Annotated in this window: 30 protein-coding genes; 6 read left to right on the top strand and 24 right to left on the bottom strand. The window is 71.8% G+C overall.

Going from position 1 to position 23,270, the window contains the following annotated elements; all coding sequences use genetic code 11:
• The coding region (locus ACP2AH_RS09540) for a glycoside hydrolase family 108 protein (protein WP_425105585.1) at window positions 1-392 on the bottom strand (392 nt) is incomplete at its 3' end.
• 149 nt (window positions 393-541) lie between these two features.
• Here ACP2AH_RS09540 and ACP2AH_RS09535 point away from each other — a divergent pair.
• Window positions 542-1,015 (top strand): hypothetical protein, encoded by a 474-nt coding sequence (locus ACP2AH_RS09535; RefSeq protein WP_425105584.1) that lies wholly within the window; start codon window positions 542-544, stop codon window positions 1,013-1,015.
• Window positions 1,016-1,018: 3 nt separating this feature from the next.
• On the opposite strand, the gene ACP2AH_RS09530 is transcribed toward ACP2AH_RS09535, so the two are convergent.
• The 15 genes from ACP2AH_RS09530 to ACP2AH_RS09460 form a co-directional block, all read right to left on the bottom strand.
• Window positions 1,019-1,294: a hypothetical protein gene (locus ACP2AH_RS09530; protein ID WP_425105583.1), complete on the bottom strand. Its 276-nt coding sequence runs from the start codon at window positions 1,292-1,294 to the stop codon at window positions 1,019-1,021.
• Window positions 1,291-2,175 (bottom strand): arabinofuranosidase catalytic domain-containing protein, encoded by an 885-nt coding sequence (locus ACP2AH_RS09525; RefSeq protein WP_425105582.1) that lies wholly within the window; start codon window positions 2,173-2,175, stop codon window positions 1,291-1,293. Before ACP2AH_RS09525 ends, ACP2AH_RS09530 begins: the two co-directional genes overlap by 4 nt.
• 1 nt (window position 2,176) lies before the next feature.
• The gene (locus ACP2AH_RS09520) at window positions 2,177-2,482 is read right to left on the bottom strand and encodes a spike base protein, RCAP_Rcc01079 family (protein ID WP_425105581.1); all 306 of its coding nucleotides are present in this window, start codon (window positions 2,480-2,482) and stop codon (window positions 2,177-2,179) included.
• Between the two features lie 17 nt (window positions 2,483-2,499).
• Window positions 2,500-3,189 (bottom strand): DUF2793 domain-containing protein, encoded by a 690-nt coding sequence (locus tag ACP2AH_RS09515; RefSeq protein WP_425105580.1) that lies wholly within the window; start codon window positions 3,187-3,189, stop codon window positions 2,500-2,502.
• Between the two features lie 26 nt (window positions 3,190-3,215).
• Entirely contained in the window at window positions 3,216-7,115 is a 3,900-nt protein-coding gene (locus ACP2AH_RS09510) for a baseplate multidomain protein megatron (protein WP_425105579.1), read from the bottom strand.
• A gap of 263 nt (window positions 7,116-7,378) precedes the next feature.
• On the bottom strand, window positions 7,379-7,816 hold the full coding sequence (locus tag ACP2AH_RS09505; protein WP_425105578.1) for an NlpC/P60 family protein: 438 nt from the start codon (window positions 7,814-7,816) through the stop codon (window positions 7,379-7,381).
• On the bottom strand, window positions 7,816-8,682 hold the full coding sequence (locus ACP2AH_RS09500; RefSeq protein WP_425105577.1) for a DUF2163 domain-containing protein: 867 nt from the start codon (window positions 8,680-8,682) through the stop codon (window positions 7,816-7,818). The genes ACP2AH_RS09505 and ACP2AH_RS09500 overlap by 1 nt, the downstream gene beginning before the upstream one ends.
• Window positions 8,679-9,320: a phage distal tail protein, Rcc01695 family gene (locus ACP2AH_RS09495; protein WP_425105576.1), complete on the bottom strand. Its 642-nt coding sequence runs from the start codon at window positions 9,318-9,320 to the stop codon at window positions 8,679-8,681. The genes ACP2AH_RS09500 and ACP2AH_RS09495 overlap by 4 nt, the downstream gene beginning before the upstream one ends.
• The gene (locus ACP2AH_RS09490; RefSeq protein WP_425105575.1) at window positions 9,321-9,932 is read right to left on the bottom strand and encodes a phage tail tape measure protein; all 612 of its coding nucleotides are present in this window, start codon (window positions 9,930-9,932) and stop codon (window positions 9,321-9,323) included. It abuts the gene before it with no gap.
• A 115-nt stretch (window positions 9,933-10,047) separates the two neighbouring features.
• Window positions 10,048-10,290, bottom strand: coding sequence for a rcc01693 family protein (locus tag ACP2AH_RS09485; protein WP_425105586.1), 243 nt, complete (start codon window positions 10,288-10,290; stop codon window positions 10,048-10,050).
• Complete coding sequence (locus ACP2AH_RS09480) at window positions 10,287-10,652, bottom strand: gene transfer agent family protein (RefSeq protein WP_425105574.1); 366 nt, start codon at window positions 10,650-10,652, stop codon at window positions 10,287-10,289. The genes ACP2AH_RS09485 and ACP2AH_RS09480 overlap by 4 nt, the downstream gene beginning before the upstream one ends.
• 500 nt (window positions 10,653-11,152) lie before the next feature.
• Window positions 11,153-11,560 (bottom strand): phage major tail protein, TP901-1 family, encoded by a 408-nt coding sequence (locus ACP2AH_RS09475; protein WP_421696969.1) that lies wholly within the window; start codon window positions 11,558-11,560, stop codon window positions 11,153-11,155.
• A 359-nt stretch (window positions 11,561-11,919) separates the two neighbouring features.
• On the bottom strand, window positions 11,920-12,336 hold the full coding sequence (locus ACP2AH_RS09470; protein ID WP_425105573.1) for a DUF3168 domain-containing protein: 417 nt from the start codon (window positions 12,334-12,336) through the stop codon (window positions 11,920-11,922).
• A gap of 85 nt (window positions 12,337-12,421) precedes the next feature.
• Complete coding sequence (locus tag ACP2AH_RS09465) at window positions 12,422-12,742, bottom strand: head-tail adaptor protein (RefSeq protein WP_425105572.1); 321 nt, start codon at window positions 12,740-12,742, stop codon at window positions 12,422-12,424.
• Window positions 12,739-13,305, bottom strand: coding sequence for a head-tail connector protein (locus ACP2AH_RS09460; protein ID WP_425105571.1), 567 nt, complete (start codon window positions 13,303-13,305; stop codon window positions 12,739-12,741). The genes ACP2AH_RS09465 and ACP2AH_RS09460 overlap by 4 nt, the downstream gene beginning before the upstream one ends.
• 84 nt (window positions 13,306-13,389) lie before the next feature.
• Between ACP2AH_RS09460 and ACP2AH_RS09455 the strand changes: the two genes are divergently transcribed.
• Window positions 13,390-14,109: a S1 family peptidase gene (locus ACP2AH_RS09455; protein ID WP_425105570.1), complete on the top strand. Its 720-nt coding sequence runs from the start codon at window positions 13,390-13,392 to the stop codon at window positions 14,107-14,109.
• Window positions 14,110-14,121: 12 nt separating this feature from the next.
• Here the strand turns inward: ACP2AH_RS09455 and ACP2AH_RS09450 are convergent, their stop codons facing one another.
• Window positions 14,122-14,445 carry a low molecular weight protein tyrosine phosphatase family protein gene (locus tag ACP2AH_RS09450; RefSeq protein WP_425105569.1) on the bottom strand — a complete coding sequence of 108 codons (324 nt, stop codon included), beginning with the start codon at window positions 14,443-14,445 and terminating at the stop codon, window positions 14,122-14,124.
• Between the two features lie 297 nt (window positions 14,446-14,742).
• Between ACP2AH_RS09450 and ACP2AH_RS09445 the strand changes: the two genes are divergently transcribed.
• Window positions 14,743-14,967: a hypothetical protein gene (locus tag ACP2AH_RS09445; RefSeq protein ID WP_421696963.1), complete on the top strand. Its 225-nt coding sequence runs from the start codon at window positions 14,743-14,745 to the stop codon at window positions 14,965-14,967.
• Between the two features lie 71 nt (window positions 14,968-15,038).
• A complete protein-coding gene (locus tag ACP2AH_RS09440) occupies window positions 15,039-15,266 on the top strand; it encodes a hypothetical protein (RefSeq protein ID WP_425105568.1) in 228 nt (75 codons plus the stop codon).
• 117 nt (window positions 15,267-15,383) lie between these two features.
• Here ACP2AH_RS09440 and ACP2AH_RS09435 read toward each other — a convergent pair whose 3' ends face one another.
• The 7 genes from ACP2AH_RS09435 to ACP2AH_RS09405 form a co-directional block, all read right to left on the bottom strand.
• Entirely contained in the window at window positions 15,384-16,628 is a 1,245-nt protein-coding gene (locus tag ACP2AH_RS09435) for a phage major capsid protein (RefSeq protein WP_425105567.1), read from the bottom strand.
• Window positions 16,629-17,211: 583 nt separating this feature from the next.
• Window positions 17,212-17,805, bottom strand: a complete 594-nt coding sequence (locus ACP2AH_RS09430; RefSeq protein WP_425105566.1) for an HK97 family phage prohead protease — start codon at window positions 17,803-17,805, stop codon at window positions 17,212-17,214.
• Window positions 17,802-17,984 carry a hypothetical protein gene (locus ACP2AH_RS09425; protein ID WP_425105565.1) on the bottom strand — a complete coding sequence of 61 codons (183 nt, stop codon included), beginning with the start codon at window positions 17,982-17,984 and terminating at the stop codon, window positions 17,802-17,804. Before ACP2AH_RS09425 ends, ACP2AH_RS09430 begins: the two co-directional genes overlap by 4 nt.
• The gene (locus ACP2AH_RS09420; protein WP_425105564.1) at window positions 17,981-18,169 is read right to left on the bottom strand and encodes a hypothetical protein; all 189 of its coding nucleotides are present in this window, start codon (window positions 18,167-18,169) and stop codon (window positions 17,981-17,983) included. The genes ACP2AH_RS09425 and ACP2AH_RS09420 overlap by 4 nt, the downstream gene beginning before the upstream one ends.
• Window positions 18,170-18,494: 325 nt before the next feature.
• Window positions 18,495-19,655 carry a phage portal protein gene (locus ACP2AH_RS09415; RefSeq protein ID WP_425105563.1) on the bottom strand — a complete coding sequence of 387 codons (1,161 nt, stop codon included), beginning with the start codon at window positions 19,653-19,655 and terminating at the stop codon, window positions 18,495-18,497.
• A 52-nt stretch (window positions 19,656-19,707) separates the two neighbouring features.
• The gene (locus ACP2AH_RS09410) at window positions 19,708-21,030 is read right to left on the bottom strand and encodes a DNA-packaging protein (protein ID WP_425105562.1); all 1,323 of its coding nucleotides are present in this window, start codon (window positions 21,028-21,030) and stop codon (window positions 19,708-19,710) included.
• Window positions 20,996-21,625, bottom strand: a complete 630-nt coding sequence (locus ACP2AH_RS09405; RefSeq protein ID WP_425105561.1) for a hypothetical protein — start codon at window positions 21,623-21,625, stop codon at window positions 20,996-20,998. The genes ACP2AH_RS09410 and ACP2AH_RS09405 overlap by 35 nt, the downstream gene beginning before the upstream one ends.
• 648 nt (window positions 21,626-22,273) lie before the next feature.
• Between ACP2AH_RS09405 and ACP2AH_RS09400 the strand changes: the two genes are divergently transcribed.
• Window positions 22,274-22,804 (top strand): hypothetical protein, encoded by a 531-nt coding sequence (locus ACP2AH_RS09400; protein ID WP_425105560.1) that lies wholly within the window; start codon window positions 22,274-22,276, stop codon window positions 22,802-22,804.
• A complete protein-coding gene (locus tag ACP2AH_RS09395) occupies window positions 22,801-23,010 on the top strand; it encodes a TOBE domain-containing protein (RefSeq protein ID WP_244377882.1) in 210 nt (69 codons plus the stop codon). The genes ACP2AH_RS09400 and ACP2AH_RS09395 overlap by 4 nt, the downstream gene beginning before the upstream one ends.
• The last annotated feature ends 260 nt before the right edge of the window (window positions 23,011-23,270 follow it).

Raw genomic sequence — 23,270 nt, 5'->3', positions numbered from 1 at the left:
AGCGTGGCGGACGCCCGCCCGTCCAGCGCCGCCAGCGTCGCCTCACCCACCTGACCGTCCGCCGTGACACCAAGCGTGCGCTGCAGCCATTTCGCCGCCTGCGCCGGCCCGGAATTCACCGCCGCATCGAACAGCGCATAGTCGAGCCCGTCCGGCAGGTCGTCGGCGCGCACCGCGTCCCAATATTGGCTGCGGTAGATCGCCGCCACCTCGTCCGGCGCGATGCGCCGCACGGGGCGCACGGGCAGGTCATGGCGGCGACGCCAGCCATCATAGACGCGCTGGGTGATGCCCTGCATGGTGGCCCCGCCGGGATCGGCGGGGTGGTCGGCATAGCCATCCTCATGAACGAGCACGCGTTTCAGCGCCCCGTCGAAGCCCGACGCGGTCATGCATGACTCCACTGCAAAATTTTAGGGGTGATTTCTGGGGATTAACGCTATGTTAACCATCTCACTACCAGGGCACGGTTGCAAAAATACCCGGATTCCAAGACCCTTTTTTGAGAATGGCTGGCTACCGGCAAGGGGCACCGCACGGCATGGCAACAGAAGATCGACTCGTTGAAGACCTACGGGGCATTTTCGATGAAGCCCGCCGCAGCTCCGGCCAGGTGCAGGCGGAAGCGTTGCTGGCGGTCGCGCCGGTGGTGCTGAAGGCCAATGAGTCCGAGCGCGGCGTGGCCTATATGCGCGACCGGCTGGCGCCCGAGAGCTACCGGGCCATCTGCCGCGCCATTGGCGACGAGCTGGACCGACTCAATGCCGAGATCGACCGGCTGAAGCGATTCGAGAAAATCGCCGGCGTGGTCGAAAGCGCCAAGCGCCGAATCACCGCGCGGCCGACCATCGTCACCAAGCCCACGGCGACGGCCGCCGTGAAAGCCGCCGCCGGTGCCTCGGCGCATGGTGAGGCCGGTCCCGTCCCTGCGGGTGCGCTTTTCGGCCCACCGGCCCCCGCCCCGGCAGCCACGCCCAAGGCGCTGGGCCACCGCTTCACGCCTGCGGCCGAGTAGCGTTCACACTTCCGCGGCAGGCCAGCCCTCGCCGGGCAGCGCCTCCACTTTCGCCGCGTGCTCTTCGGGAGTCAGCAGCGCCTCATAGCTCGCCGGCGGCAGGTCGATCTGCGCACCCTGCGGCGTCGGCGGAATGATCAGCGCCGCCCGCCCGTCGCTCGGGTGCTCCTGCCAGGCCCAGAGGAACTGCGTCGCCCCGGCGGGGGTACCGAGCGCGTGCCACGCCGCCGCGCTGCGGGAGGCCGCCTCAGTGGCCGAGGCGAAGATCAGATAGCTCATGGCATGATCCCCTGCAGGGCGGCGTCGAGGGCCGCGATATCGAGCGCGCTGCGGGACAGCACCAATGTCGACATCTGGCCGGCCAGCGGGGCGCCGGAATTGGGCGAGATGCCGATCCGCACCAGGCTGTCGCTGTCGGCCGACGCCACCGACGTCCCGAGCGTTGCGGAGGTCGAGCCGCCATTGACGCCGATGTCGAGCGCGCCATCGAGGAAGCGTGCCCGGCCGATGAGGCGCGCCCAGGCACCCGTCGTGTAGGCCCGCGACGCGAGAGGCGGGTTGTCGGCGTCATTGGCGGACGCGGCCAGCCTCACGGCGCTGAGGGTCGGCGTATGCAGCAGGCCCACGCGATACCAGGAGAGGTTCCCCCCTCTGGACGCGGTGAAGAACGCCGTGGTCAGCGAGGGCGCCGACGACATCCCCACCACGCCGACCGTGAGATTGCTGGCATTGCGCGCGAAGCCCGCCGCGCCGGCAATGCCGAGGCTCTGCGCTCCGGAGAAGACGAGGATAGGGTGCCCATTGGGACCGATGTCGACGGCGCCGGCATTGACCAGTCGCGGCTGGGAGGCCGTCACGCTTTGCGTCGCGTGTCGGCCATTGCCGCTCTGATCGTACCAGGTGACGATGAACGCACTGGCACTCCCGACAAAGGCGAGCAGCCCGGCGACATCCAGCGCCCCAGGGAAGGTGAAGCCGATATCCGCCTCTGCGCCATCGCTGGAACGCCGCACCCGCGCGCCGGGCCCGGAATAGGAAGACACCAGCCGCGCCAGCCCGTAGGCGGCATAGAGCGTGCCGGCGAAGGCGTCGAGCGAGGGCCGCGCCGGCGGGCTGCTGGCGCGGCGCGCGAGATCGAGGGCGAAGCCGAAGGCCGCCATCTCAATCGACCCGGTGAATGACGAGGCCGGCCGTGCTGCCTGTGGCCAGCACACGCCGCACCAGGAATTCCAGCACGCTCACCTGGCCGGGCGGCAGCGGCAGGGTCAGCGGCGCGTCGTCGGCCGCATCGACGGGGAGAATGCGGATCTCCGCGCTCGCCAGCGTGGCCGGCACGAACACCCGCAGCCGGGCATAGCGCGGCAGGTCGGTGGCATCGTTCGGCACCACCAGCGCGCCGGCGCGGCCGAGCCCGCCGGGCGAAAGCGCGCGGCGATGCCAGGGGTCCTTGGCGGAATCATAGGGCATGGGTTCGCTCCCGGAGATCAGAGGGTGAAGGCGAGATAGGACAGGACGAGGCGCACCCGCCCGCCGGTGAAGCTGCCGCCCAGAGCGGTGATGCGCAGCGGCGTGTCGGCATAGACGGCCTGCGGGCCGATCACGCCGATATTGCTGGCCCCGCTGGCGATGCTCAGAAGCCCGCCGAATTTCGCGGTTTCGCCCGCTATGCCGACCTCATAGGCGGTGACCCCCGTCACCGCCGCCACGGTGCGGCTGGCCACGGCAAGGACGATCGCGCGGCTGGGAATGAGGAGGGTCGAGGCGACGAAGGCGCCGGTGAGGTTCAGTTCCTCCTCCGCCATGCGCAGGGTGGCGGTGGCGCCGGAAGCCGTGAACGCCAGCGCCTCGCGCCAGGCGGTGCCGTCGAACAGCAGGCTGCGCGCCTCGGCCGCCACATAGGCGCGCCAGCCCGCACGCGGGGCGAGGAAGCGCCAGGCGGAATCGTAGAGCGCGATCTCACCCTCATGGCCGGCGAAAGCGCCACTGGCACCGGGCGCCACCAGATGCCGGTCGCCGGGCAGCGGGCTGGCCGGCGGGGCGGTGCGGGTGCGGTCGAGCACGGCGAGCTGCGTCGCCGCGTCGAGCAGCATCAGCGCCTCGTTGTGGGTCACATGCTTCTGCGCCTGCGCCGCCGCCAGCAGCGGCAGGGCGAGGAGCGGCGTCGTCTCGCTCATGAAGGGCTCCTGTCGGGAGAACGAAATCAGCTGCGCAGCCGCGCGGTCAGCGCCGCGCCCGCGCCGACCTCGGCCGAGAGCTGGGCGATGCGGACATCGAGAAAGGGCTGGGCCGCGCCGAAATCGGCGATCTCGTCGGCGCTCGCATAGAGAACGGCCGGCGCGGAAACGGTGAAGCGGCGCTTCACCGTGTCGCCGCTCAGAATCTCCACCGCATAGGCCTCGCTGGCCTCGCCGAGCGGCACCTCGACCAGATCCCAGGAATCGCCGCCCGCCCGCGTGCGCCGTGTCCAGCTCAGCGTCACCCCGGCGGGGCCACGACGGGCACGGGCCTGCACCGGCGCGAAGGGGCGCAGCGCCTCCGGCCCGAGCGTGGCGGCGATCTCCGTCACGGCGTCGTCGCCATGGTCGCGGTCGGCCCCGCCGATGCGGTAGGTGACGGCGCGGCCGATCATGTCGAGCCCGCTCGCGACCGGCACCAGATTGGCGTCGATCTTCATCAGCCGCGTTCCCGCCGGCCAGTCCTCGACCGCCCGCGCCTCGGTGCCGAGCTGGCCGCGCAGCAGGCCGGAAAGCCGCCAGCGGGAGGCACCGATCAGCTCGGCCTCGGTGAACTGGATCACCTCCACCGCGCCCGCGGGGTCGATCAGCGCCAGCGCATTGGCCCCGCCGAGCACGGCTTCCGCGCTCGCCCCCGCCACCAGCCCGCCATCGAGCTCGACCTCGAGGCTTGCCCGCTGCCAGCGCCAGAGCGGGCCGGCGGGCAGCGCTTCCAGCGTTTCCCCAGTCACCGCCGCCGCCGAAAGTGTCGCCACCGGCGCGAAGCTGCCGCCATCCACCGCCCGCCAGACGGTGAGGCTGCCCGGCCACGGCGTGACGAAGGCGCCGAGCCAGGCCAGCACCGGCGCACCCTCGCTACCCGTCAGTGGCACGCTGATGAGATGCACCAATGCCGGCCCCTCGCCGCCCGGCAGGTCGACCTCCCCCGCCCGCCCCTCGCGCACCGCGAGGGCGAACACGGCGGGGTCGATGCTGCGCGCCTCGACGAGACGGGTGCCCCGGTCCTCGATGGAGACGATCTCCAACAGCCGCGCCCGCCCGTCACGTTCCAGCCGCAGCAGGTCGCCCGGTTCCAGCGCGAGCTGCGAGGGCGGCAGCGTCAGGCTCGCCGTGTCGCGCCCCGCCCACGCATCCTGCAGCCATTGGTCGGCGAGGCTGGCGGCAAGGCCGGAATCGGCCACCATGGCGATGTCCATGCCGGTTTCCGCCCGGGCCGCGCCGGCCAGACGGCGCGAGACGGCGGTGGCGCGGCGGTAGTCATTCGTGCCGTCGATGAAGCCGAGCGTGGCCGAGAGCGGCAATTCGCCCTCCGCCGCCCGCACCAGCGACGGGGCGGCGATGCCCTCGCCGGTAGCGATGTCGTCATCGGTCAGCACCGCGCGCACCCGCCCGCCGCGCGGGGCAAGCGCGAGGGCGCCGCCGCGCTCGACGAGGTCGAAGGCGAAGGCCCGGGCCAGCGGCTCCAGCGCCGCCCGCGCCGTCATCGGCCGGTCGACGACATAGCCATCAATGATGCCGCGCAGCTCGCCGGTCGTAAGGTCCGGCACGCCGAAATCCGCCGCCAGCACCTGCGTCAGTTCGGCCAGCGGCGCGGCGCCGAGCCGGCCGGTGAGCCAATGCCCGGTCTGCCAGTTGGCACCGTCCGCCCACACGCTTGTGGCGTTGGGAAACATCGGAAAGGGCCGCGCGTCCCAGGTCCAGAGATGGATCGCCGCCGGGTGGATCATCCGCCCGCCCGGCAGCGCCGGGGCCGGCGGGTTCAGCGCCGTGGAGCCGGAAAAGCCGGCAAGACTCACCTCCAGATGTCGGCGCTGGATCAGGTCGTCACGCGCGCCGGTGGAAAAGGGCGGCAGCCCGCCCTCGGTCGATTTCGGATCGGGAAAGGCGCTTGGCCGGTTGGCGCCCTTGTCCACCGCCGGGCAACCGATCTCGGTCAGGCGCACGGGTTTCGAACCCGGCAGCCATGCCGTCGGGCTCGCCTGCCGCACGCCGCCGACGCGCTCGTGATGCGCGTGGCTCCACCAGCCGGCGAGGTCCTTCTGGCGAAACACCCACGCCTCGCCATAGGCGCCATCGGTGATCGGGGCGCGCGCCTGCGCGGCGCGGGCGGCCTCATCCGGGTAATACCAGTCGAAGGCTTCGCCGCCCGTGAGGTTGCCGGCGAGATAGGCGCGGTCATGCCCGCTCTCATACGCCTCGGCGTCGAGATGGGCGTCGCCCTCGCGCCAGTCGGCCAGCGGCGGATACCAGTCGATGCCGATGAAATCGAGCGCAGGGGAGGCCCAGAGCGGATCGAGGGGAAAGCGCACCTCCGCCCCGCCGTCGCGCACATGCGCGCCATATTCCGTCCAGTCGGCGGCGTAACCGATCTGCGTGCCCGGCCCCAGCATCGCCCGCACCTCGCCGGCCAGCGCGGCGAAGGCGCCCGCGGCGGGGTAGACGCCCGGCGCGGCGCGCACGCGGGTCAGCGCCGCCATTTCCGAACCGATGAGGATCGCCTCCACCCCGCCGGCGATCTGCGCCAGCTTGGCGTAGTGCAGCACCATGCGGCGCAGCGTCCATTCCGCCGGGCCGGCATAGGTGACCTGGCCGGAGGTAGCGCCGAAATGCCCGGCGATGGCGGTGCCGAACAGCGCCGCCACCTGCGCCCCCGCCGCCGCCGTGCCATCGGGCGAGCCGGCCACACCGGGCGCGGGGTGGCAGGTGAGGCGCCCGCGCCAGGGATGCGCCGGCTGCATCGCGCCCGGCGCATAGGGGTCGGGCAATGTGTTGCCGGCGGGAATGTCCATCATCACAAACGGGTTCAGCGTCACCTTGAGCCCGCGCGCCTTCAGCGCCTGAAGCGCGGCGATCACGCTGGAATCGGAGGGCGTGCCGCCATAGGCCGGCTTGCCGTCAAACGGGCTCACCAGCGCCGCCGTGCTGCGCGTCTGCCCCGCCACCTGCCAGCTGAGGGGGAAGATCCCGATCTGCGTCGGCTTGTTGCGCCGCTCCACCGCCGGGCGGATCTGGCACTGGCCGGCGCGCAGATCGGTGCCGAACCAGGTGACGACCAGCGCCACCCGTTCGAGATTCGGGCAGGCGGCGAGCAGCTGGTCGAGGCTCGCGGCAATATCGCTGGCATGGGTGCTCACATGCCGGTTTTCCAGCTGGTAGACGCCCGGCCTGTCCACCCGCAGCACCTCGCGCGGCTCATAGCCGAACTCGGTGGCGCCGGGGATCAGCGTCACCGCCCGCACCGCATTCTCCAGCGCCCCCACCGCCCGTTCCACCTCGACGGAGATCTGCGGCAGCCGGTTGCCGAAGCGGGCGAGCGGCAGGCGCTCGAAGACGAGATAGGCGAGGCCGCGATAGGCCGGCGCCGCCGGCACGCGCGCCTCGATCAGCGGATCGGGCAGCTGGTCCTCGCCGCCGCGATGCAGCCGCACATTCAGCGCGCGGGTGTCGAGCAGCCTTCCATCGGCCCAGATGCGGCCGATCCGCGTCACCGGGCCCTCGCACAGGCCGACAGCGAAGCTGCCGAAATAGCTGTAGGTCGTGGTGCTGGCGCCACCCGTGATCCCGCCCTTGCCGCCGGAAGCCTGCGTCTGGGTGGACACCACCTCCTGCACCGGCGCCGCCCAGATCACCTGACCGGACAGCCGCGCCCGTCCGTAGAGCCGGGGCAGCGCCGCGCCTTCGGTGGAGGTCATGGTGCCGAACTCGGCGAGGCGCGGGCCTTCCGTGCGCTGGCCGGGGTTCAGCACCAGGCTGTCGATGGCGGAGCCGCCAAGCGCGCCCAGCGCCCGCCCCGCCAGCGCCCCCACCGGCCCGAACAGCGCCCCGCCAATCGTCCCGCCCAGCGCGCCGAGAATGAGTGTGGCCATGTGTGCTCCGATGGCTGGAATGGCGCATTACCCGTGGAAGTCGTCATCCCGGCCGAGCGCAGCGAGCGCCGGGATCGCCGCGAAGGGCGAGAGCGAGACCGGACCACGATCCCGGATCGGCCTGCGACCGTCCGGGATGACGCAGCCCCCTTCGCGCGCCCTCATCCCCGGGCTTGACCCGGGGACCCAGTGTTTCCGCTGCTAGGCCGGGAACGTCTGGGTGGCCGGGGTCAATCCCGGCCACGAGATGCAGGCCCCAGCCCTCACGCGCCGGGAAAGGCGAAGGCGAAGGCGAGGCGGCGGCGCCACCAGGGGGCGAGGAACACTTCCGCCACCGCCGCGCCGTCATGGGCGTGCACCATGCGCTCGGGCGTCACCAGCAGCGCCGCGTGCTTGGCGGGAAAACCGTCGCGCCAGCGGAACAGCAGCACATCGCCGGGGGCGATCGCCTCCACTTCCACGGCCCGCATGTGGCGGCCCGCCGCCTGCGCCATCTGTTCCACCTTGGTCGCCTCGGCCCAGTCCGGGGCATAGGCCGGCAGGTCCTGCGGCTCCGGCCCCAGCACGGCCCGCCACACGCCGCGAATGAGGCCGAGGCAGTCCGCGCCCTCACCTTTCAGCGAGGCGCGGTGCAGATAGGGCGTGCCGATCCATTCCCGCGCCTCGGCAATCACCTGCGCGCGCACATCCCCCTCGTCCATCACGGCCTCCCCGGCGTGGCGACGCGCAGCACCGCGTCATTGCCCGGCATGTGCGGAAAGCCACGGAAATTCAGCGTGTTGGCGAAGCGGTCGCGGCAGGTGGCGAAGCTCTTGTCGCAGCCGGCGGTGACGGTGAACGCATCCCCGGGCGCCAGCATGGCCGGCGGGCGCTGCCACAGTTCCAGCCGCACCGCGCCGGCACTCACCGTGTGCGCCTTCACCTCGGTGGCGAAGCCTTCGTTGGCGCCGCTGATCACAATGAGCCGCCCCTGCGTGAACCAGCCCGCCGCATAGGCGCCGAGACCTTCCGCAACGATCAGCCCCGGCGCCTCCGCCGCGCCCACCGTGCCATGGCCGGTGAACGCCGGCGCGGCCAGCGCGATCCGGCAGCGGCCATCGCCGAGATCGGCGTCGCAGCCGGCGGTGAACAGCCGTCCGCCCACCACATTCAGCGCGGATGAGAGGCCGCGCAACTCGGCGGTGAAGCTTCCCTCGCTGCGCCGCACTTCGCCCAGATGCGCCCGGCGCAGCAGCAGAAAGTTCGCCGGCGCCGACCAGTCGGCGAGGATCAGCTCGATCCCCGCCCCGTCATAGCGCCCGGCGTCGAGATCGGCGTCGTCGATCAGTTCCGAGGTCAGCGCCGCCGCCATCTCGCCGCCGCCCACCGCGAAGCCCTGCGCCGCCGCGTCCTCGCTGCCGGAAACGCCGGCGGCGGCGTGGAACAGCGTGCCGTCGACGGCAAGGTCCGCGTCATGCTCGGTGAGCGCGATCACCACGCCGTCGCGGCGGGTGATGCGCCAGCAGCGCGCCAGCGTCGTCACCCCGCCCGCGAGCGACGCGGCGAGGCCTTCTGGGAGGTCCCTCACGGCCGTATCTCCAGAATGGGAATGCGCGGGATCGCCCCCGCCTCGAAGGCGGAGAGGTTCACTTCGAGAAAGTCGGTGTCGAAGCGCACCGGCACGTCGAACAGGAAGCCGGCGGTGACATTGGCCCCCAGCGCCGGCACATGGCCGGGCAGGAAGCTGACGAGCCCGGTCGCCGCGTCGAGGCTGAAATGCGTGCCCGCCACCCGCTCCGCCCCGTTCACCGCCACCCGGACCGAGGCCGCCACCGGCTTGGCGATGGGGCGCTGGTAGGGCGCGTGCGCGCCGCCATAGGTCTTCACGAGCGGAAACTGCGCCCGCGCCCCGGTGCCGCTGCCCAGCACCTGGTCGAGCGGCGTCACCGCCGCCCCCGGCGCGCCGGAGGCATGGTCGAGCCGGTCGCGCCAGCGAAAGCCGAACAGCCGCCCGCGCCGCTCCTCGAAGAAGGCCACGACGCTTGAAAGCTGCGCCAGCGAGGTGACGCCATAGCCGGCATCCCAGCGCCGGCGGGAATGGGCGAGCCGCGTGTTCCGCTCCTCGCGGCCGGTGAGGGTGGTGACGATCTCCGTCGCCCGCTCCGGCCCGCCCGCCGCGCCGAGCGCGATGTCGAGCGGAAACAGCGTCTCGTGAAAGCCGGGCATCTACAGGCTCCTTTCCCCGCGCGCCACGGCGCGGGCGATGAGGCCGGCGAGATAGGCGTCGGAGCGGCGGAAGGCGCTCGCGTCGGGCGTGGCGACATTCACCGTCACCTGCGTGGCGCGTCCCCCGCCCTGCGCGGCGACGCCGAGCCGGCCATCGGCCCCGCGCGCCAGTGGCAGGATCGCCTCCGCCCCGCGCTCGCCCATCAGGCCGAGCTGGTTGCCGGCCATGGGGAAATAGGTCGGCGCCGCCACCACCCCGCCACGGGCGAAGGGGGTGACGCGGCCCTTGTCGAACGCCGCGCCCTTTGCGAAGCCGGACAGCCCACCGAGCGCGCCGCCGAGCGCCCCTTGCAGCAGGCCGGAAACGCCCTGCTCCAGCGGCTTGAACGCGATATCCAGCGCCAACGAAGACAGCCGCCCCGCCAGCGTGCGCAGCACGTCGTCGGCCTCGCGGCCCTTCAAGGTGGCGCCGGTGAGCGCATCGCCCACCGCCCGGCCGAAGCCGCGCGCCAGCCGCTCCGCTTCGGCAATCTCGCGCTGGAAGGCGCTGGTGTCGGCGCGGATATCGATCGTCAGCCCCTCGTCGAACGCCTCGCTATCCTCCGCAGCCATCCTGCCCTCCTGAATGAAATGGTTCCGTGTCCCGGATCAGCGGAGGCGCGGCGCCAAGCGCCTCCTCGCTCCCTCAAGCCCGGGGATGAGGGTCCGCGCGGCGAGACGGCGCCCCTCAGTCCGGGAACCGTGCCATCAGCGCGGCGAGGCCGGCGCGGTCGAGCGGCGCCCGCCCCGGCCCGGCAAAAGCGCGCAGCGCGGCGGCGAGTTCGCGCGGGGTGAGGCGCCAGAAGGCATGTGACGACAGGCGCAGCCGGCCAAAGCCGAAGGCCATCGCCTCCTCCCAGGGGAAGGGCGGAGCGCCCTCCCCGGGAAAGGGCGGGACACCCTCCCCGCCAAGCTGCGCCGGCCCGCCTATCCCGCCGCCTCCGGAGGATCGGGCAAAGGGTGGGCCGCGCCCTCGCCCACCTCTTCCCCGCCGAACGTGGCGGCGATCAGCGCGCCGACGAGCCGCGCGAAGCCGGCCGCCCCGCCCGGCGTGGTCATGCGCGCCACCTCCGCCTCGGTGACGGTCTCCCCTGCCCCGCGCAGCCCGGCGGCGATGAGGCGGATGGCGTCGCGCGCCGCGAGCCGCCCCTGTGCGAAGCGCCCGGTGAGCGCCACCAGATCCTCGGCGCCGAACGCGTCCTCAAGCTCCGCCAGCGCGCCCAGGGTCAGCACCAGCGTGCGCCGGCGCCCGTCGAGTTCGGCGGAAATCTCGCCGCGGTGGCGATTGGCCATGGCCTGCTTCCTCCCACATGAGATCGCCGTCATCCTGAGGGGCGCGCGCAGCACGCTTTGACGGATGGTTCATAGACGCGCCGGGGCAACCATCCTTCGAGGCCCGGCCACGGCCGGGCACCTCAGGATGACGGTCTGAAAAAAAATGAGCGCCCCGCCGCGCTTCTGGCCGCCTGTTTCTGAAAGCGCCTCGAAACCCCTCATCCCCGGGCTTGACCCGGGGACCAGCCTCCCCGCCGCTCGCCCGGCGATATACTGGGTGGCCGGGTCAAGCCCGGTCCTGAGGGAGATGGGGAACGCCTCTCACAGCGCCGCCTGCTCGTGGCCGCCGCGCTTCTGGCCGCCTGTTTCTGAAAGCGCCTCGAAACCCCTCATCCCCGGGCTTGACCCGGGGACCCAGCCGGCCGCCCCGGCGTCGGTCGAGGTCTGGGTGGCCGGGTCAAGCCCGGTCCTGAGGGCGCGGCATGTTCCTCACCGCGCGTGCGCCTCACCGCGCCCCCTCACAGCGCGGCGAAGGTGATCTCCCCCGCGCTTTCCAGCGCGATGTCGAACGTCACCTCGCGGTCGTGCTCGCCGGCGAATTCCAGGCTGGTGATCTGGAACGGCCCGGCCAGCGTGCCGAAATCCGGCACCACGATCTGCGCGTTGCGCAACGTGCCGTCGAAGAAGCTCTGGCGGATCAGCGCATCCGACGCGCCGTCCTTGAACACGCCGGAGCCCGCCACCGAGGCCCGCTTCACCCCGGCCCCGGCGAGCAGCTCGCGCCAGCGCCCGGCGCTCTCGGCATGGGTGACGTCCACCGCCTCGGCATTGAAGGCGATCTGCCGCGACCGCAGCCCCGCCACGGTGACGAAGGCCGTGCCGTCATGGATCTTCAGAAGAAGGTCCTTGCCCTTCTGTGCCGCCATCGGCCGCTCCTTTGCTTGCGATACCGTGTGCTTGACGGTATTCAGAGATGGTTAACCCTTGGGAATTACAGTCACTCCCACGCGGGACACCGGATGAGGTCGCGACGACTTCACACGTCGAATCCGCAAACGCCGCCAAGTGGCTTCATGTTCTGAATCAACTTCAGGCGGATTCCTGAGTCGGCGGAATCGCTTGCGCGGTTTTCTTCGCGGCTTTGCGAAAACGACAATCGGCTTCAGGCATCGCGCGCGGCTGGGCCGGCGCCCGGATCGCCCGCCCTCTCACATTCCGATTCAACCCCACGCGGATTCCTGAGTCGGCAGAATCACTTGCATACAAATGCTGCCGGCGCCGTCCGTCACGCTGGCTCGGTCACTGCGCGGAAGCGCAGCAGGGCGCGATAGGTGCGCCCGCCCGGCTCGCGGCGGATTTCCGCCGAGGTGAACCGCAGATTGACGAGCCGGTGCCCGTCGAGGCCGAGCGGCCCGTCGTGCAGCGCCTGCTGCACCAGATGCGCCAGCTGGTGCGCCTCGGCATGTCCGCCCTGGCGCGACCAGCATATGAGGCTCAGCCGGTGCTCGGCCCCCGCCTCGGTGGCGGTGGACCAGTCGCTCACCTGCGCCTCGCCCAGCGTCACATAGGGAAAGGCCGGGCTCGCCGGCGGCAGGTCGTGGATGCGCCCTTCGCCGAGCGCGGCGGTCAGCGCCGCGTCGGTGGCGAGCGCGGCGTGGATTGCCCGGCGCAGCGCCACCGCCGGCGCGCTGGTGGCGCTCATCGCCGCCTCCCGTCAAACCGGCGCGGCGCCAGCTGCGCCAGCCGACGGCGCAGCGCCTCCAGCCCGCGCAGGCGGGTTGCGAATTTCATGGCGTCTCCTCCCGGCAGTCGCAGATGAGAAAGCGCCCGCGCCCATCCGGGTCGCTCACCGCCTCGACGAGGAAGCGCCGGGCGCCGAGCCGCAGCCGATCGCCCGGCTGCACGGTGGCGGGCGCGCGCAGGGTGATGGTGTGGGCAAGGACCGCGCCGGGCCGGTCGGCAATGTCCGCCGCCGCGCCCCGTGTCGCGATCGCCCCCCACAGGCTGTCGACCGCGAGGAAGCTGCGGGTGACGCCGCCCATGCCGTCCGGCATCTCCACCGGCGTTTCCTGCACCAGCCGGTGCCTCAAAGCCCCCATGCCGCTCATAGCCGCGCCACCCGGAACGGCGCCACCAGCGCGTCGAGCCGGGCGGGAAAGGCCGCGCCGGCCCCCGCGACATCGCGGTGCTCGTAGAAATGGGCAAGAACCACCCGCACCGCCTCCACCAGCGGCGAGGGCACATGGTCCGCGTTCGGCCCATGGCCGGCGGTGATGTCGAGCGCGATGCCGGCGAGCGGACGCATCGGGTTGGGCACGCCCCCCCGCGCAACCCGGATCAGCCCCGGCAACCGCGCCGTGTCGAGGGTGAAGGCGTCGAGCGGCAGCGCGGTCTCCGCGCCATCGGCGGCGGCGAGGCGGGCGGCGGTGAGCGTCCGCAGCGGGTTCGCCGGCACCGGGATGAGGCCGGAAGCGGGCCAGGCATCGCGCACGATCCGCCAGCTCTGCTCGATCAGCACGCGGCGCGTCAGCGCCTCGACGGTCGCCCGCGCGGCGGTGATGAGCGAGGCGATCAGCGCGTCCTCGGCGCCATGGTCGACGCGCAGATAGGTCTTGGCCTCGGCGAGCGTCAGCGGCTCGACGGTGGGCCCGGCGAGAAGGATCGCGGGCATGGTGCCTCTCTGTGTGAAGGGGTTCCCGATTGACGTTGCGGCCGGGCACCGCCACAACGGCGCGCCCTTGTCTGGAACGAGCCGATGCGCCTCCTCCTCTCCGCCGTCCTCGCCACCCTCGCGCTCGCCACCCCCGCCCGCGCCATTGTCGGCGGCGGGCCGGCGGAACCGGCGCTGGCGGCGGAGACGGCGATGATCGTGTCGACGCGCGGCGCCACCTGCACCGGTGTGGTGCTGGGGCCAAATGTGCTGCTCACCGCCGCCCATTGCGTCGAGCCGGCGGCGGACTATGCGGTGGTGGTGTTCGAGGCCGGCACGCCGCGCCTCATCCCGATCGACCGCAAGGCGGTGCATCCGTCCTTCGATCCGAACTCGTTCGAAACGCGCCGCCCGACACCGGACCTGGCTCTGGTGCGGCTGGCCGAGACGCTCCCCGCCACCTTCCGCCCCGCCGCGCTCACCAGCGAGGTGGCGCTGCCGCCCAAGCGCACCGCCTTCACCGTCGCTGGCTATGGCGTGACCAAGGACGGCGACGGCAAGAGTGCCGGCACGCTGCGCGCCGTCACCCTGCCGAGCATCGGCACGACCGGCGGCATTATGGTCCGCCTGTCCGATGGCGCCGCCAAGGGCGGCTGCACCGGCGACAGCGGCGGCCCGGTGCTGATCGACGGCGTGGTCGCCGGCATCATCGGCTGGTCGACGGCGGCGGGCGGGGCGCGCGGCTGCGGCGGCGTCACCGGCGCCACGCTCATCGGCCCGCAGCGCGCCTGGATCGAGGCCACGCTGCGGGGGATAGGGCGCTAGGGCGACGACAGCTCAGCGCAGGAACGGCCTCACCTTGCGCTCCAGCAGCGCCACCAGCGCCGGGTCCATGAAGGCGAAGCGGTCCGGTATGTCGAGGCACACCAGACGCTTGTCCTTGAGCGCGGCGCGGTAGCGCGCCTGCAGTTTTTCCCGCTGCGCCTTCTCCATCACGAAGACGATGTCGGCCCAGGCGACGAGGTCGGCCGTCACGGGGGTGTCGGCATCGCGATTGGTGCCGGCGGACGCGACCTCAAGGCCCTCCCGCCCGGCGAAGACCTGCTCGGCGGTCGGGCTGCGCAGCCTGTTGCGGCTGCACACGAACAGAAGACGTGTCAAAGGCGGCTCCGCAAGTGGTCCTGCCCTGTAGCGGCCAGAAGCGGCGCGTGCAATCGTGACGGGCGCGCGTGCAGTGCCGCTCTCAGCCCGCTTTTAAAGCGCGCGCGATCTTATCGATTGCGCTCTTAGGCACGCCCGCGCGCCTCCGCCAGAGCCAAACACGCAGTTGTTATTGCATTGGCGCAATCCTATCGGCGCCTTATCGCAACTGGCCATGCGCCGATGCCGGAACTAGCTTCTCCTCATGAACGGCGCGGCCGACACGGGCCGCCCACCCACACTTCGGAGAAGACCAAAATGAACAAGATCCTCATCGCCGCCGTCGCCCTCGCCACCTTCGGTTCGGTTGCCGCCCAGGCTGCCGATGGCCGCGACGCCACCACCTATGAGCGCGCCGCTTCGGTGCAGGCGGAAGCCGCCGCCCCGGTCGTCGAGGGCCGCAACGCCGCGGTCGCGGTGCCCGCCACCTCCGACGCCTACATCAAGCAGGCGGTCGAGGCGAACGCCCGCTCGACCAACTGATCTCCCGCTTCCCCCCAAGGCCGGCGCCCCCAGGTGAGCGCGCGCCGGCCGCCTTTCAAGGAGTATCGACCATGAACAAGATCCTCATCGCCGCTGTTGCCTTCGCCACCCTCGGCGCCGTGGGCGCCCAGGCCGCCGGCCGTGACGCCACCATCTATGGCACCCACCCGGCCCCGCAGGTGCAGAGCCAGACCGCGCAGCCGGTCGTGGAAGGCCGCAACGCCACCGTGACCGTGCCCGGCACCTCCGACGCCTATATCAACCAGGCCGTCGAGGCGAATGCCCGCTCGACCAAGTGACCGCTCGACCAAGTGACCGCTCGACCAAGTGAGCCGAACGGACCTTTCGAGACCTGACCGTCTTCTGGGGCGCCCCTCACCGGGGCGCCTCTTTTTTGCGTCACGGGGGCCGGCGCCTCAGGCGGCGAATTTCAAGAGCTTGATGGCGTCGAAATCCTGCACCCCGCCGCCGACACGCTTGGTGGTGTAGAACAGCACATAGGGCTTGGCGGAATAGGGGTCGCGCAGCACCCGCACCCCGGCGCGGTCGACCACGAGATAGCCGCGACGGAAATCACCGAAGGCGATGGAGAGGCTGTTCGCCCCGATGCCCGGCATCTCCTCCGCCTCGTGGACGGGAAAGCCCATCAGGCTCGGCGGGGTGCCCGGCGCGCTGGGCGGCGCCCACAGATACTGGCCGTTCTCGTCTTTGAGCTTGCGCACCGCGCCCTGCGTGCGCCGGCTCATCAGGAAGCTGCCATTCTGCCGGTAGCCGGCCTTCACGGCATAGACGAGATCGACCAGCGGGTCGGAGGGGCTGGCGGCGGGGAAATCGCCGGCGGCGCCGGTGGCGAGGAAGCCGAGCTTGCCCCACGCCCAGGCGCTTTCCGCCACCGTGTCATAGGCGAGGAAGCCCTTCGGCTTGCCCACCCCATCGCCGGTCACAAAGGCCGTGCCTTCCTGGCTCGCGAAAGCGGCCTCCACCTCGATGGCGAGCCATTCGTCGATATTCACCGCCGAATCGTCGAGCAGCGTCTGCGTCGCCGCCGGCATGGCGTAGAGCTCCATGGCGGGAAAGGCGATCTCGTCCAGCACCGGGCTGGCGGTCTGGCCGCGCGCGCCGGTTTCCGCCACCCAGCCCACCGCCGGGCCGGAGGTCATGAACGGCTTCTTGTAGGTGCCGGCCGAGATCACCCGCACATCGGCAAGGGCGCGGATCGGCGAGAGCGCCGTGAGCCGGCGGCCGATCTCGCGCTCGGTCTCGTTCGGCACGGTGTAGCCGCCATCCGCCCCCACCCCGGCCGAGAGCGCCTTGGCCTCCAGCCGCTTCAGCCCCGCCGCCTCGCCGGTGCGGACATAGGCGTCGAACGCCGCCTTGTGCTCGCGTGCGGCGAGGTCGCTGACGGGATCGCCGCCACCCAGCAGGGGCCGGCGGGCTTTCAGCACCAGTTCGTCGATCAGCGCCTTCTGCGCGTCGAGCGCGGCATTGATGCGCGCCACCTTGTCGTCGGCGACGACATCGCCGCCGCGCCGCTCCAGCGCGCCGAGCCGCTGGTCGTTGGCATCCTTGAACGCCTCGAACGCGCTCATGAACTCCTCGAAGGCGGCCGAGACTTCCGGGCCGGCGGACTTGCATTCGGGGGCGATGGCACTCGGCTGCATGGGGTTGATGTCCTGTTTGCAAGAAGTGAGGTCATCCCGGCCGCCGGCGCCGCCGGAAAGCCGGGATGGTGAGACGGAATGCGCGATGCCGGATCGGTGCTGCGGACCGTCCGGGATGACGGCGGAGGAACGTGGCGCCACAACCCCGTGCACCGGACAAGCCGCGTCATGCGCGGCGCCGATCCGGGGGGCCCTCCCCCTTCCTCATCCCCGGGCTTGACCCGGGGACCCAGCTGTCCCGGCGGCACGGCGACCAAAGTCTGGGTGGCCGGGTCAAGCCCGGCCATGAGGGTCTTTGAGCGGCGCCGTCATGCTGAGGTGCCGCCGCCTCGCGCAGCGCCAATCCAGGGGCCCTCCCCCTTCCTCATCCCCGGGCTTGACCCGGGGACCCAGCTGTCCCTTCGGCGCGGCGGCCAAAAGTCTGGGTGGCCGGGTCAGGCCTGGCCCTGAGGGGGAGACACTCTGCGGGCGACATCCTTCGAGGCGCGCTTCGCGCGCACCTCAGGATGACGGCGCTCGTGATGCCACCGCCCGTCCTGCTGAGATGCCGGCGCGCCGCGCCGGCATTGAGCCGCGCAGGGCCTCAAACCGCCGGCCGTAGTCCGGGCAAGGCGCGCAGGCGGCGGGCGCCGCGGCGGATCGCGCTCGCAAGACAAGCTCCGGCCCGCGTGTCGCCGGCCCACTTCACCGCCGCGATGCGCGCATCCGGCTGCATCGGAAAGGTGACGACCGACACCTCCCACAGATCGATGCGCGAGAGCCGGCGGACCCTTGTGCGCGGGTCGGTGCGGCCCTCCACCGCGCGGAAGCCGATGGACAGCCCGTCAATGGCCCCGGCGCGCATCAGCGCCAGCACCTCGCGGGCGCGGGCAACATCGAGGGTGAGCTGGCCTTTCACATAAAGCCCGACCGAATCCTCGTGGAGACCGAGCCAGGTGCCGATGGGCTCGGCCGGATCGTGCTGGAAAAGCAGCCGCACCCCGCCGGCGCCGCGCTCGGCCAGCGAGTGGGCAAAGGCGCCGGGCAGGATCAGGTCGCGGCCGAGATCGACCCGGCCGAACAGCGCCGCATAGCCCTCGAAGCGGCCATCGGGCGCGATGCCGGCGAGCGCGCCGGCAAAGGGCGCGGCCCCGGCCTTGGTCTCGCGCGGGGGGAAGGCGCAGGCGTCGAGGCTCATGCCCCCTCCCCCGTGCCCGGCCGGCGGGTCGTGGCCGTGCGTTCCAGTCGGCCGAGCGTGCGGCCGAACTGGCGAAACACCTGTGGCGCCTGCCCGGCCCGGTCCGGCGCCGGCAGAAGCGGGCCGAGCCCGGTGAAGCGGCCGGGCAGGAAGGCCCGGATGCGCGGGGTCGAACTCATGTCTCGTCTCCGAACTGGGCGTTGAAGCGCGCGATCTCGCGCACGAAATCATCGAACCGGCGCACCGCGCGGCTCAATTCGCGCAGCGCGATGGCGGCCAGCGCCGAAGCCCCCAGCGCCCACATCAGCAAAGCGAGATGGGCGATGTCGGCCTTGGCGGCGAAAGCGGTGATGAGCGGCTGCATGGGCGGGCTCCTCGTGACGTGTGCGCCCCGCGCGGGTCTGCGGCCAGAGGGCCGGGCTCGCGCGCTAAAACGCCGCGCGCCATCGGAAATCGACCCCGCGCGCCCCCTCATCCCCGGGCTTGACCCGGGGACCCAGCGTTTGCGTCACGGCGAGGCTGAAAGCCTGGATGGTCGGATCAGCCGGGTCCTGAGGGACAGCGTCGTGCGAGGCGGTCCATCCTTCGAGGCGCGCTTCGCGCGCACCTCAGCATGACGTTGTCCCGTTCCAAGGCCCGTCATGCTGAGGTGCCGGCGCGCCGCGCCGGCATTGAGCCACGCAGGCCCCTCACTCCCGCACCCCGTAGCCGACCGCCTGGCGCTTTTCGTCGTCGGTGAGGAAGCTCGCCTCGTTCACTCGGCGCCACAGCGCCTCGCGCTCGCCATGCAGCACCTCGATGGCATCGAGGTCCGGCTCCAGCACCAGCCGGCCCGGCCCATAGGCGGGGCCGAGCCAGAGGCTGAGCTCGTGCAGCAGACGGCGGCCGAGCGGCAGGATGGTCTGGCGCCACAGCACCCGGCTGGCCTCGGCGTAATTGGCATAGGTGGCATCGCCGGGAACGCCGAGCAGCATGGGCGGCACGCCGAAGGCGAGCGCGATCTCGCGCGCGGCGGCGTTCTTCGCCTCCAGGAAATCCATGTCGTGCGGCGAGAGCGAGAGCGGGCGCCAGTCGAGCCCGCCTTCCAGCAGCAGCGGCCGCCCGGCATTGCCGCTGCCGGCGAAATTCGCCTCCAGCTCCTCCTTCAGCCGGTCGAACTGCTCGTCGGAGAGATTGCCCGCCCCGCCATAGATCAGCGCGCCGGAGGGGCGCGCGGCATTGTCGAGCAGCGCCTTGTTCCAGGCGCCGGCGGCGTTGTGCAGGTCGAGCGCCATCTGCGCCGCCTCCAGCGGCGGGGCGCCGTAATGGTCGTCGAGCGGGTTGAACAGCGCCACATGCAGGATCGGCGGCGGCACGCCCTCCTGCACGAAGCGCACGGAGCGCCCGCCGGCCGTATAGTCATAGGCCTGCGCCCAGCCATCCGGACCGGGCACCACGCGCATGCGGTCCGGGCGCAGCACATGGAGTTCGCGCGGCGCGCCGCCGAGGCTCACCGCCTCGACATAGGCATTGCCGGCCAGCAGCAGATGCGCAGCGAGCGCCTCCATCAGCCCCGGCCCGGCAAGGCGCGCATTCGGCTGCGCCAGCAGGTCGAGCAGCGGATGGCTCGCGCTCTCGCGCCCGTCCTCGCTCAATAGCGGGCGCAGCTCGCCCACCCCCTGCGCGATCAGCCGCACGCAGCGATAGGCGATGGCGTTACGCTGATAGCCCTCGCGGGCGAGCGCGCCATAGTCGCGCGGCGTCCATTGCGGCCGGTGGCCGGCGAGCAGCGCCACCAGCGCCTGGGTGCGCGAGGCTTTCGCCTCGGGCGCCGCCGCCCGGCGGCCGAGCGGGAAGGGAAAGAGCTTCATCAAAGGGCTCCGGTCATCGGTTCAGTTTCGCGCAGGCCGGCACGCCGACCGCTCACACCCGCCGCACCCGCGGCGCCGTGGCGCGCGGGCCGAGCGCCAGCGCGGTGATCGCCCAGACCAGCGCGTCGAGCCGGTCGGGCGAGCGGCCGTTCGAGAGGCCGTCCGGGCCGAAATCGCACATCTCGTCTTCCAGCGCCGGGAACGGGCCGACATGGCGCACCCGTCCCTGCTCGTAGAGCGCGGCCACCGGCTCGGCGCGCAGCCATTTTCCCCGCGTCGCCCGCACCTCGGCGACCGGCACGGTGGGGTCGATGCCGGCGAGGATGGTCTTCACCATCTCCCCGCCCTGGTTCACCTCCACCACCACCCGGTCGGCCTCCAGCCTGTGGAACAGGCCGATGGCGCGCCCGCCCCAGCCATTGGGCGAGAGGCCCTGCGCGCTCTCATCCGCCAGCACATGCACGACACCCGCCGCGTCGATCCCCGCCGCGAGAATGCCGCAGGCATCCGCCCGCTTGCCCGAGGAGGCGGGCGGGTCCACCGCCACCACGATGCGCTCCATCGGACGGGCCAGCGCCGGCGCCGCCTCCAGCCGTCCCGCCTCCAGGCCTGCGCGGTTCCACAGCGCGTCCGGCCGGTCCTCGATCAGTTCGCCGCCGAGTTCCTGCCGGCCGAGCCGCGTGCCGGCATAGCGGCCGACCACGGTGTCGAGAAAGCGCGGCGCCAGATGCGCGGCGTTTTCCGCTGTCCCCATGCGCGTCACCGCCGTGCGCGGATCGGCGAGCAGGGCGCGGATCAGCGCGGTGGGGCGCGGGGTGGTCGTCACCATCTGGCGCGGCCGCTCTCCCAACCGCAGGCCGAATTGCAGCATGTCGAACGCGGCCTGGGCGTAGCGCCATTTCGCCAGCTCGTCGCACCAGGCGGCGTCGAATTGCGGCCCGCGCAAACTCTCGGGATCGTCGGCGGAAAAGCCCTGCGCCACCGCCCCGTTCGGCCAGACGAGGCGCCGGCGCGTCGGCTCCCAGCTCGGGCGCTCCTGGCGCGGATGGATGGCGAGGAGGCCGGAGACACCCTCCACCATCACATCGCGCAGATCGGCATGGCTTTCCGCCACCAGAGCGAGCCGCCCCGCCTTCGGCCCGGCCCCGCCATGCACGAGGGCGCGCACCCATTCCGCGCCCGCCCGTGTCTTGCCGGCGCCGCGCCCGCCCAGCATCAGCCAGGTCAGCCAATCGCCGCCGCCCTGCGCCGTGTCGGGCGGGCGCTGCGAGGGCCGGCCGATCAGCGGCCAGTGATGGCGCAGCCAGTCGAGGGTCGGCGCGTCGAGCGCTTCCAGCGCCTCAGGCAGCTTCCCCGCTCGCCAGCACGCGCTCAAGCGTGCGGCCAAGCTCGCGTCGGAAGGCGTCGGCGTCGCGGTCGGCGTCATCGTCGCTCCCGTCGGGCTGTTCTCTGTCCAGTGCCGCGAGTTCGCGCAGCGAGCGCACGAGAATGGCCAGCGTGCGCGCGGCGCGTTCGCTGTCGGCCTGGCTCGCCTCCGGCCGCGCCGCGACGGCGAGGCCGGCCAGCGCGACCAGCCGCTCCAGCGCGGCGATCTCGCGCTCGATCCGCCGCACCAGCCGGTTGATCAGTTCGCCGCGCGAGGCCGGCGCGGCTTCCGCCGACGCCGCAGCGCCCGCCGCCCCGGTGACAGGAGGCGGGCCGGCGGCTGGCGGGTCGTCGGCAAGCGGGTCTTGCGAGCGCGGGTCTTGCGAGCGCGGGTCTTGCGGGGTCAGCTCGGCGAGCGGCGCGGGCCCGCCGGGAATGCGCGCCATGCGCGGCGTCCAGCCCCAGCGCTGGCGGCGGAGATTGAAGGTGGATTTGGAGATGCCGAGCAGATCCGCCACCTGCTGCACCGGCACATTCGTGCGTTCATAGAGCCGGCGCGCCTCTTCCAGCGCTTCCGGCGAAACGGACCGCCCGGGAACCGACATGCCACCTCCGCCGCTCGGGAACGGAAACGAAAAAGCCGGCCCGAAGGCCGGCTGAAACTGCACACTGCGCGGGGCCTTGAGGTTTCACCCCCGCCGCTTCCGACGCAGTTGTGGAGCATGAGGGAAAGCTACCCCGCCAGCGCGACGCTGTCAAGGATTAATTTCCTAGTTTAGGAATTACGATATCCATGGCTGTATCTGGGACCAGCGGCACAGCGTGCCGCGCCGCGCCGTTCCGGGTCCCAGCGAAGGCTTTCTGGCTAAAGTCCGGACCAGCGGCGCACGCGCGCCCCCCGGGCTCAACATCCTTCGAGGCTCGCTTCGCTCGCACCTCAGGATGACGTGGCTCGTCATCCACAGGCCCCGTCATGCTGAGGTGCCGGCGCTTGCGCCGGCCTCGAAGCACGCAGGCGCCTTGGATGAAGGGACCTTCGTGTCCCGGACCAGCGGCGCGCCGTTCCGGGCGCAAGAGAAAGCTCTTCGGCCGAAACCAGGCTCCACGCCCCCTCATCCCCGGGCTTGACCAGGGGACCCAGCCTTTCCCAACGCCACCCGCGGAACGTCTGGCTGGCCGGGTCAAGCCCACCCGCGATTGCGTCCGCCCGCACCCTGCTATATCCATACGAATATATCATATCCGGTTCCGCCATGTTCCCACGCCCCCTCCGTCTCGGCCTTGTTCTGCTGCTGCTCGGCGCCTCGCCCGCCAACGCGGCCGATCCGGTGGCGCTGGCCGGCGCCGGCAAGGAGGAGACGCTATCGCTCGCGGCCCTGCGCGCGCTGCCGGCGGAAACGCTCACCGTCACCTACGCCACCGCCAAGGGGCCGGAGCGGGCGCGCTTCACCGGCCCGCGCCTGTGGGACCTGCTCGCCGCGCGGGGCATGGTCGATACCGATTCCCACCGCGCCCTGCTGCGCAGCGTCATCGTCATCACGGCGGGCGATGGCTACAGGCTGGTGCTGGCAGCGGCGGATCTGGCGCCCGATCTCGGCGATGCGCCCATTCTTCTCGCCCATACGCGTGAGGGCGAGCCGCTCGCCACCACCCGTGCGCCGCGCCTCGTCGTGCCGGGAGACCGGCGCGGCGCGCGGCAGATGTTCGATGTCGCGCGGATCGAGGTCCGCGTGCTCGACGCGCCCCCTTCCCCACCCGCTTCGATCCAGGAGAACACCCCATGAAGCTCAGCGCACGCAACGTCGTCCCCGGCACCGTGGTCAAGGTCACCAAGGGCGCCACCACCTCGCATGTGCGCATCGACATTGGCGGCGGGCAGGTACTCACCTCCTCCATCACCAATGAGGCGGTGGACGAGCTGGGGCTGAAGGAGGGCGGCAAGGCCTATGCCGTGGTCAAGGCCTCCGACGTGATGATCGCGGTGGACTGAGCACAGTCGGGATTCCGGACCAGCGGCACAGCGCGCCGCGTCGATCCGGGACCCTGGGGAGGCTCTTCGGCCACATCCGGTCGCGCCACAGCGCGACCCCAAGGGCATCATCCTTCGAGGCTCGCTTTGCTCGCACCTCAGGATGAGGACGCTCACAAGCCGCCCCCGTCATGCTCAGGTGCCGGCGCTTGCGCCGGCCTCGAAGCACGCAGGCGCCTTGGATGAAGGGACCTTCGTGTCCCGGAGCGGCGCACCGCGCC

Origin of the sequence: Ancylobacter sp., from assembly GCF_965249975.1 — a bacterium.
Lineage (GTDB): Bacteria > Pseudomonadota > Alphaproteobacteria > Rhizobiales > Xanthobacteraceae > Ancylobacter.
The sequence above is the reverse complement of the archived record's forward strand: the minus strand, read 5'-3'. Positions and strand labels throughout refer to the sequence as shown.

What these genes read in the sequence shown, in the direction of transcription:
- ACP2AH_RS09535 (WP_425105584.1), top strand. Translation starts at nt 542, where the DNA reads ATGGCAACAGAAGATCGACTCGTTGAAGACCTACGGGGCATTTTCGAT.
- ACP2AH_RS09530 (WP_425105583.1), bottom strand. Translation starts at nt 1,294, where the DNA reads ATGAGCTATCTGATCTTCGCCTCGGCCACTGAGGCGGCCTCCCGCAGC.
- ACP2AH_RS09525 (WP_425105582.1), bottom strand. Translation starts at nt 2,175, where the DNA reads ATGGCGGCCTTCGGCTTCGCCCTCGATCTCGCGCGCCGCGCCAGCAGC.
- ACP2AH_RS09520 (WP_425105581.1), bottom strand. Translation starts at nt 2,482, where the DNA reads ATGCCCTATGATTCCGCCAAGGACCCCTGGCATCGCCGCGCGCTTTCG.
- ACP2AH_RS09515 (WP_425105580.1), bottom strand. Translation starts at nt 3,189, where the DNA reads ATGAGCGAGACGACGCCGCTCCTCGCCCTGCCGCTGCTGGCGGCGGCG.
- ACP2AH_RS09510 (WP_425105579.1), bottom strand. Translation starts at nt 7,115, where the DNA reads ATGGCCACACTCATTCTCGGCGCGCTGGGCGGGACGATTGGCGGGGCG.
- ACP2AH_RS09505 (WP_425105578.1), bottom strand. Translation starts at nt 7,816, where the DNA reads ATGGACGAGGGGGATGTGCGCGCGCAGGTGATTGCCGAGGCGCGGGAA.
- ACP2AH_RS09495 (WP_425105576.1), bottom strand. Translation starts at nt 9,320, where the DNA reads ATGCCCGGCTTTCACGAGACGCTGTTTCCGCTCGACATCGCGCTCGGC.
- ACP2AH_RS09490 (WP_425105575.1), bottom strand. Translation starts at nt 9,932, where the DNA reads ATGGCTGCGGAGGATAGCGAGGCGTTCGACGAGGGGCTGACGATCGAT.
- ACP2AH_RS09480 (WP_425105574.1), bottom strand. Translation starts at nt 10,652, where the DNA reads ATGGCCAATCGCCACCGCGGCGAGATTTCCGCCGAACTCGACGGGCGC.
- ACP2AH_RS09475 (WP_421696969.1), bottom strand. Translation starts at nt 11,560, where the DNA reads ATGGCGGCACAGAAGGGCAAGGACCTTCTTCTGAAGATCCATGACGGC.
- ACP2AH_RS09470 (WP_425105573.1), bottom strand. Translation starts at nt 12,336, where the DNA reads ATGAGCGCCACCAGCGCGCCGGCGGTGGCGCTGCGCCGGGCAATCCAC.
- ACP2AH_RS09465 (WP_425105572.1), bottom strand. Translation starts at nt 12,742, where the DNA reads ATGAGCGGCATGGGGGCTTTGAGGCACCGGCTGGTGCAGGAAACGCCG.
- ACP2AH_RS09460 (WP_425105571.1), bottom strand. Translation starts at nt 13,305, where the DNA reads ATGCCCGCGATCCTTCTCGCCGGGCCCACCGTCGAGCCGCTGACGCTC.
- ACP2AH_RS09455 (WP_425105570.1), top strand. Translation starts at nt 13,390, where the DNA reads ATGCGCCTCCTCCTCTCCGCCGTCCTCGCCACCCTCGCGCTCGCCACC.
- ACP2AH_RS09445 (WP_421696963.1), top strand. Translation starts at nt 14,743, where the DNA reads ATGAACAAGATCCTCATCGCCGCCGTCGCCCTCGCCACCTTCGGTTCG.
- ACP2AH_RS09440 (WP_425105568.1), top strand. Translation starts at nt 15,039, where the DNA reads ATGAACAAGATCCTCATCGCCGCTGTTGCCTTCGCCACCCTCGGCGCC.
- ACP2AH_RS09435 (WP_425105567.1), bottom strand. Translation starts at nt 16,628, where the DNA reads ATGCAGCCGAGTGCCATCGCCCCCGAATGCAAGTCCGCCGGCCCGGAA.
- ACP2AH_RS09430 (WP_425105566.1), bottom strand. Translation starts at nt 17,805, where the DNA reads ATGAGCCTCGACGCCTGCGCCTTCCCCCCGCGCGAGACCAAGGCCGGG.
- ACP2AH_RS09425 (WP_425105565.1), bottom strand. Translation starts at nt 17,984, where the DNA reads ATGAGTTCGACCCCGCGCATCCGGGCCTTCCTGCCCGGCCGCTTCACC.
- ACP2AH_RS09420 (WP_425105564.1), bottom strand. Translation starts at nt 18,169, where the DNA reads ATGCAGCCGCTCATCACCGCTTTCGCCGCCAAGGCCGACATCGCCCAT.
- ACP2AH_RS09415 (WP_425105563.1), bottom strand. Translation starts at nt 19,655, where the DNA reads ATGAAGCTCTTTCCCTTCCCGCTCGGCCGCCGGGCGGCGGCGCCCGAG.
- ACP2AH_RS09405 (WP_425105561.1), bottom strand. Translation starts at nt 21,625, where the DNA reads ATGTCGGTTCCCGGGCGGTCCGTTTCGCCGGAAGCGCTGGAAGAGGCG.
- ACP2AH_RS09400 (WP_425105560.1), top strand. Translation starts at nt 22,274, where the DNA reads ATGTTCCCACGCCCCCTCCGTCTCGGCCTTGTTCTGCTGCTGCTCGGC.
- ACP2AH_RS09395 (WP_244377882.1), top strand. Translation starts at nt 22,801, where the DNA reads ATGAAGCTCAGCGCACGCAACGTCGTCCCCGGCACCGTGGTCAAGGTC.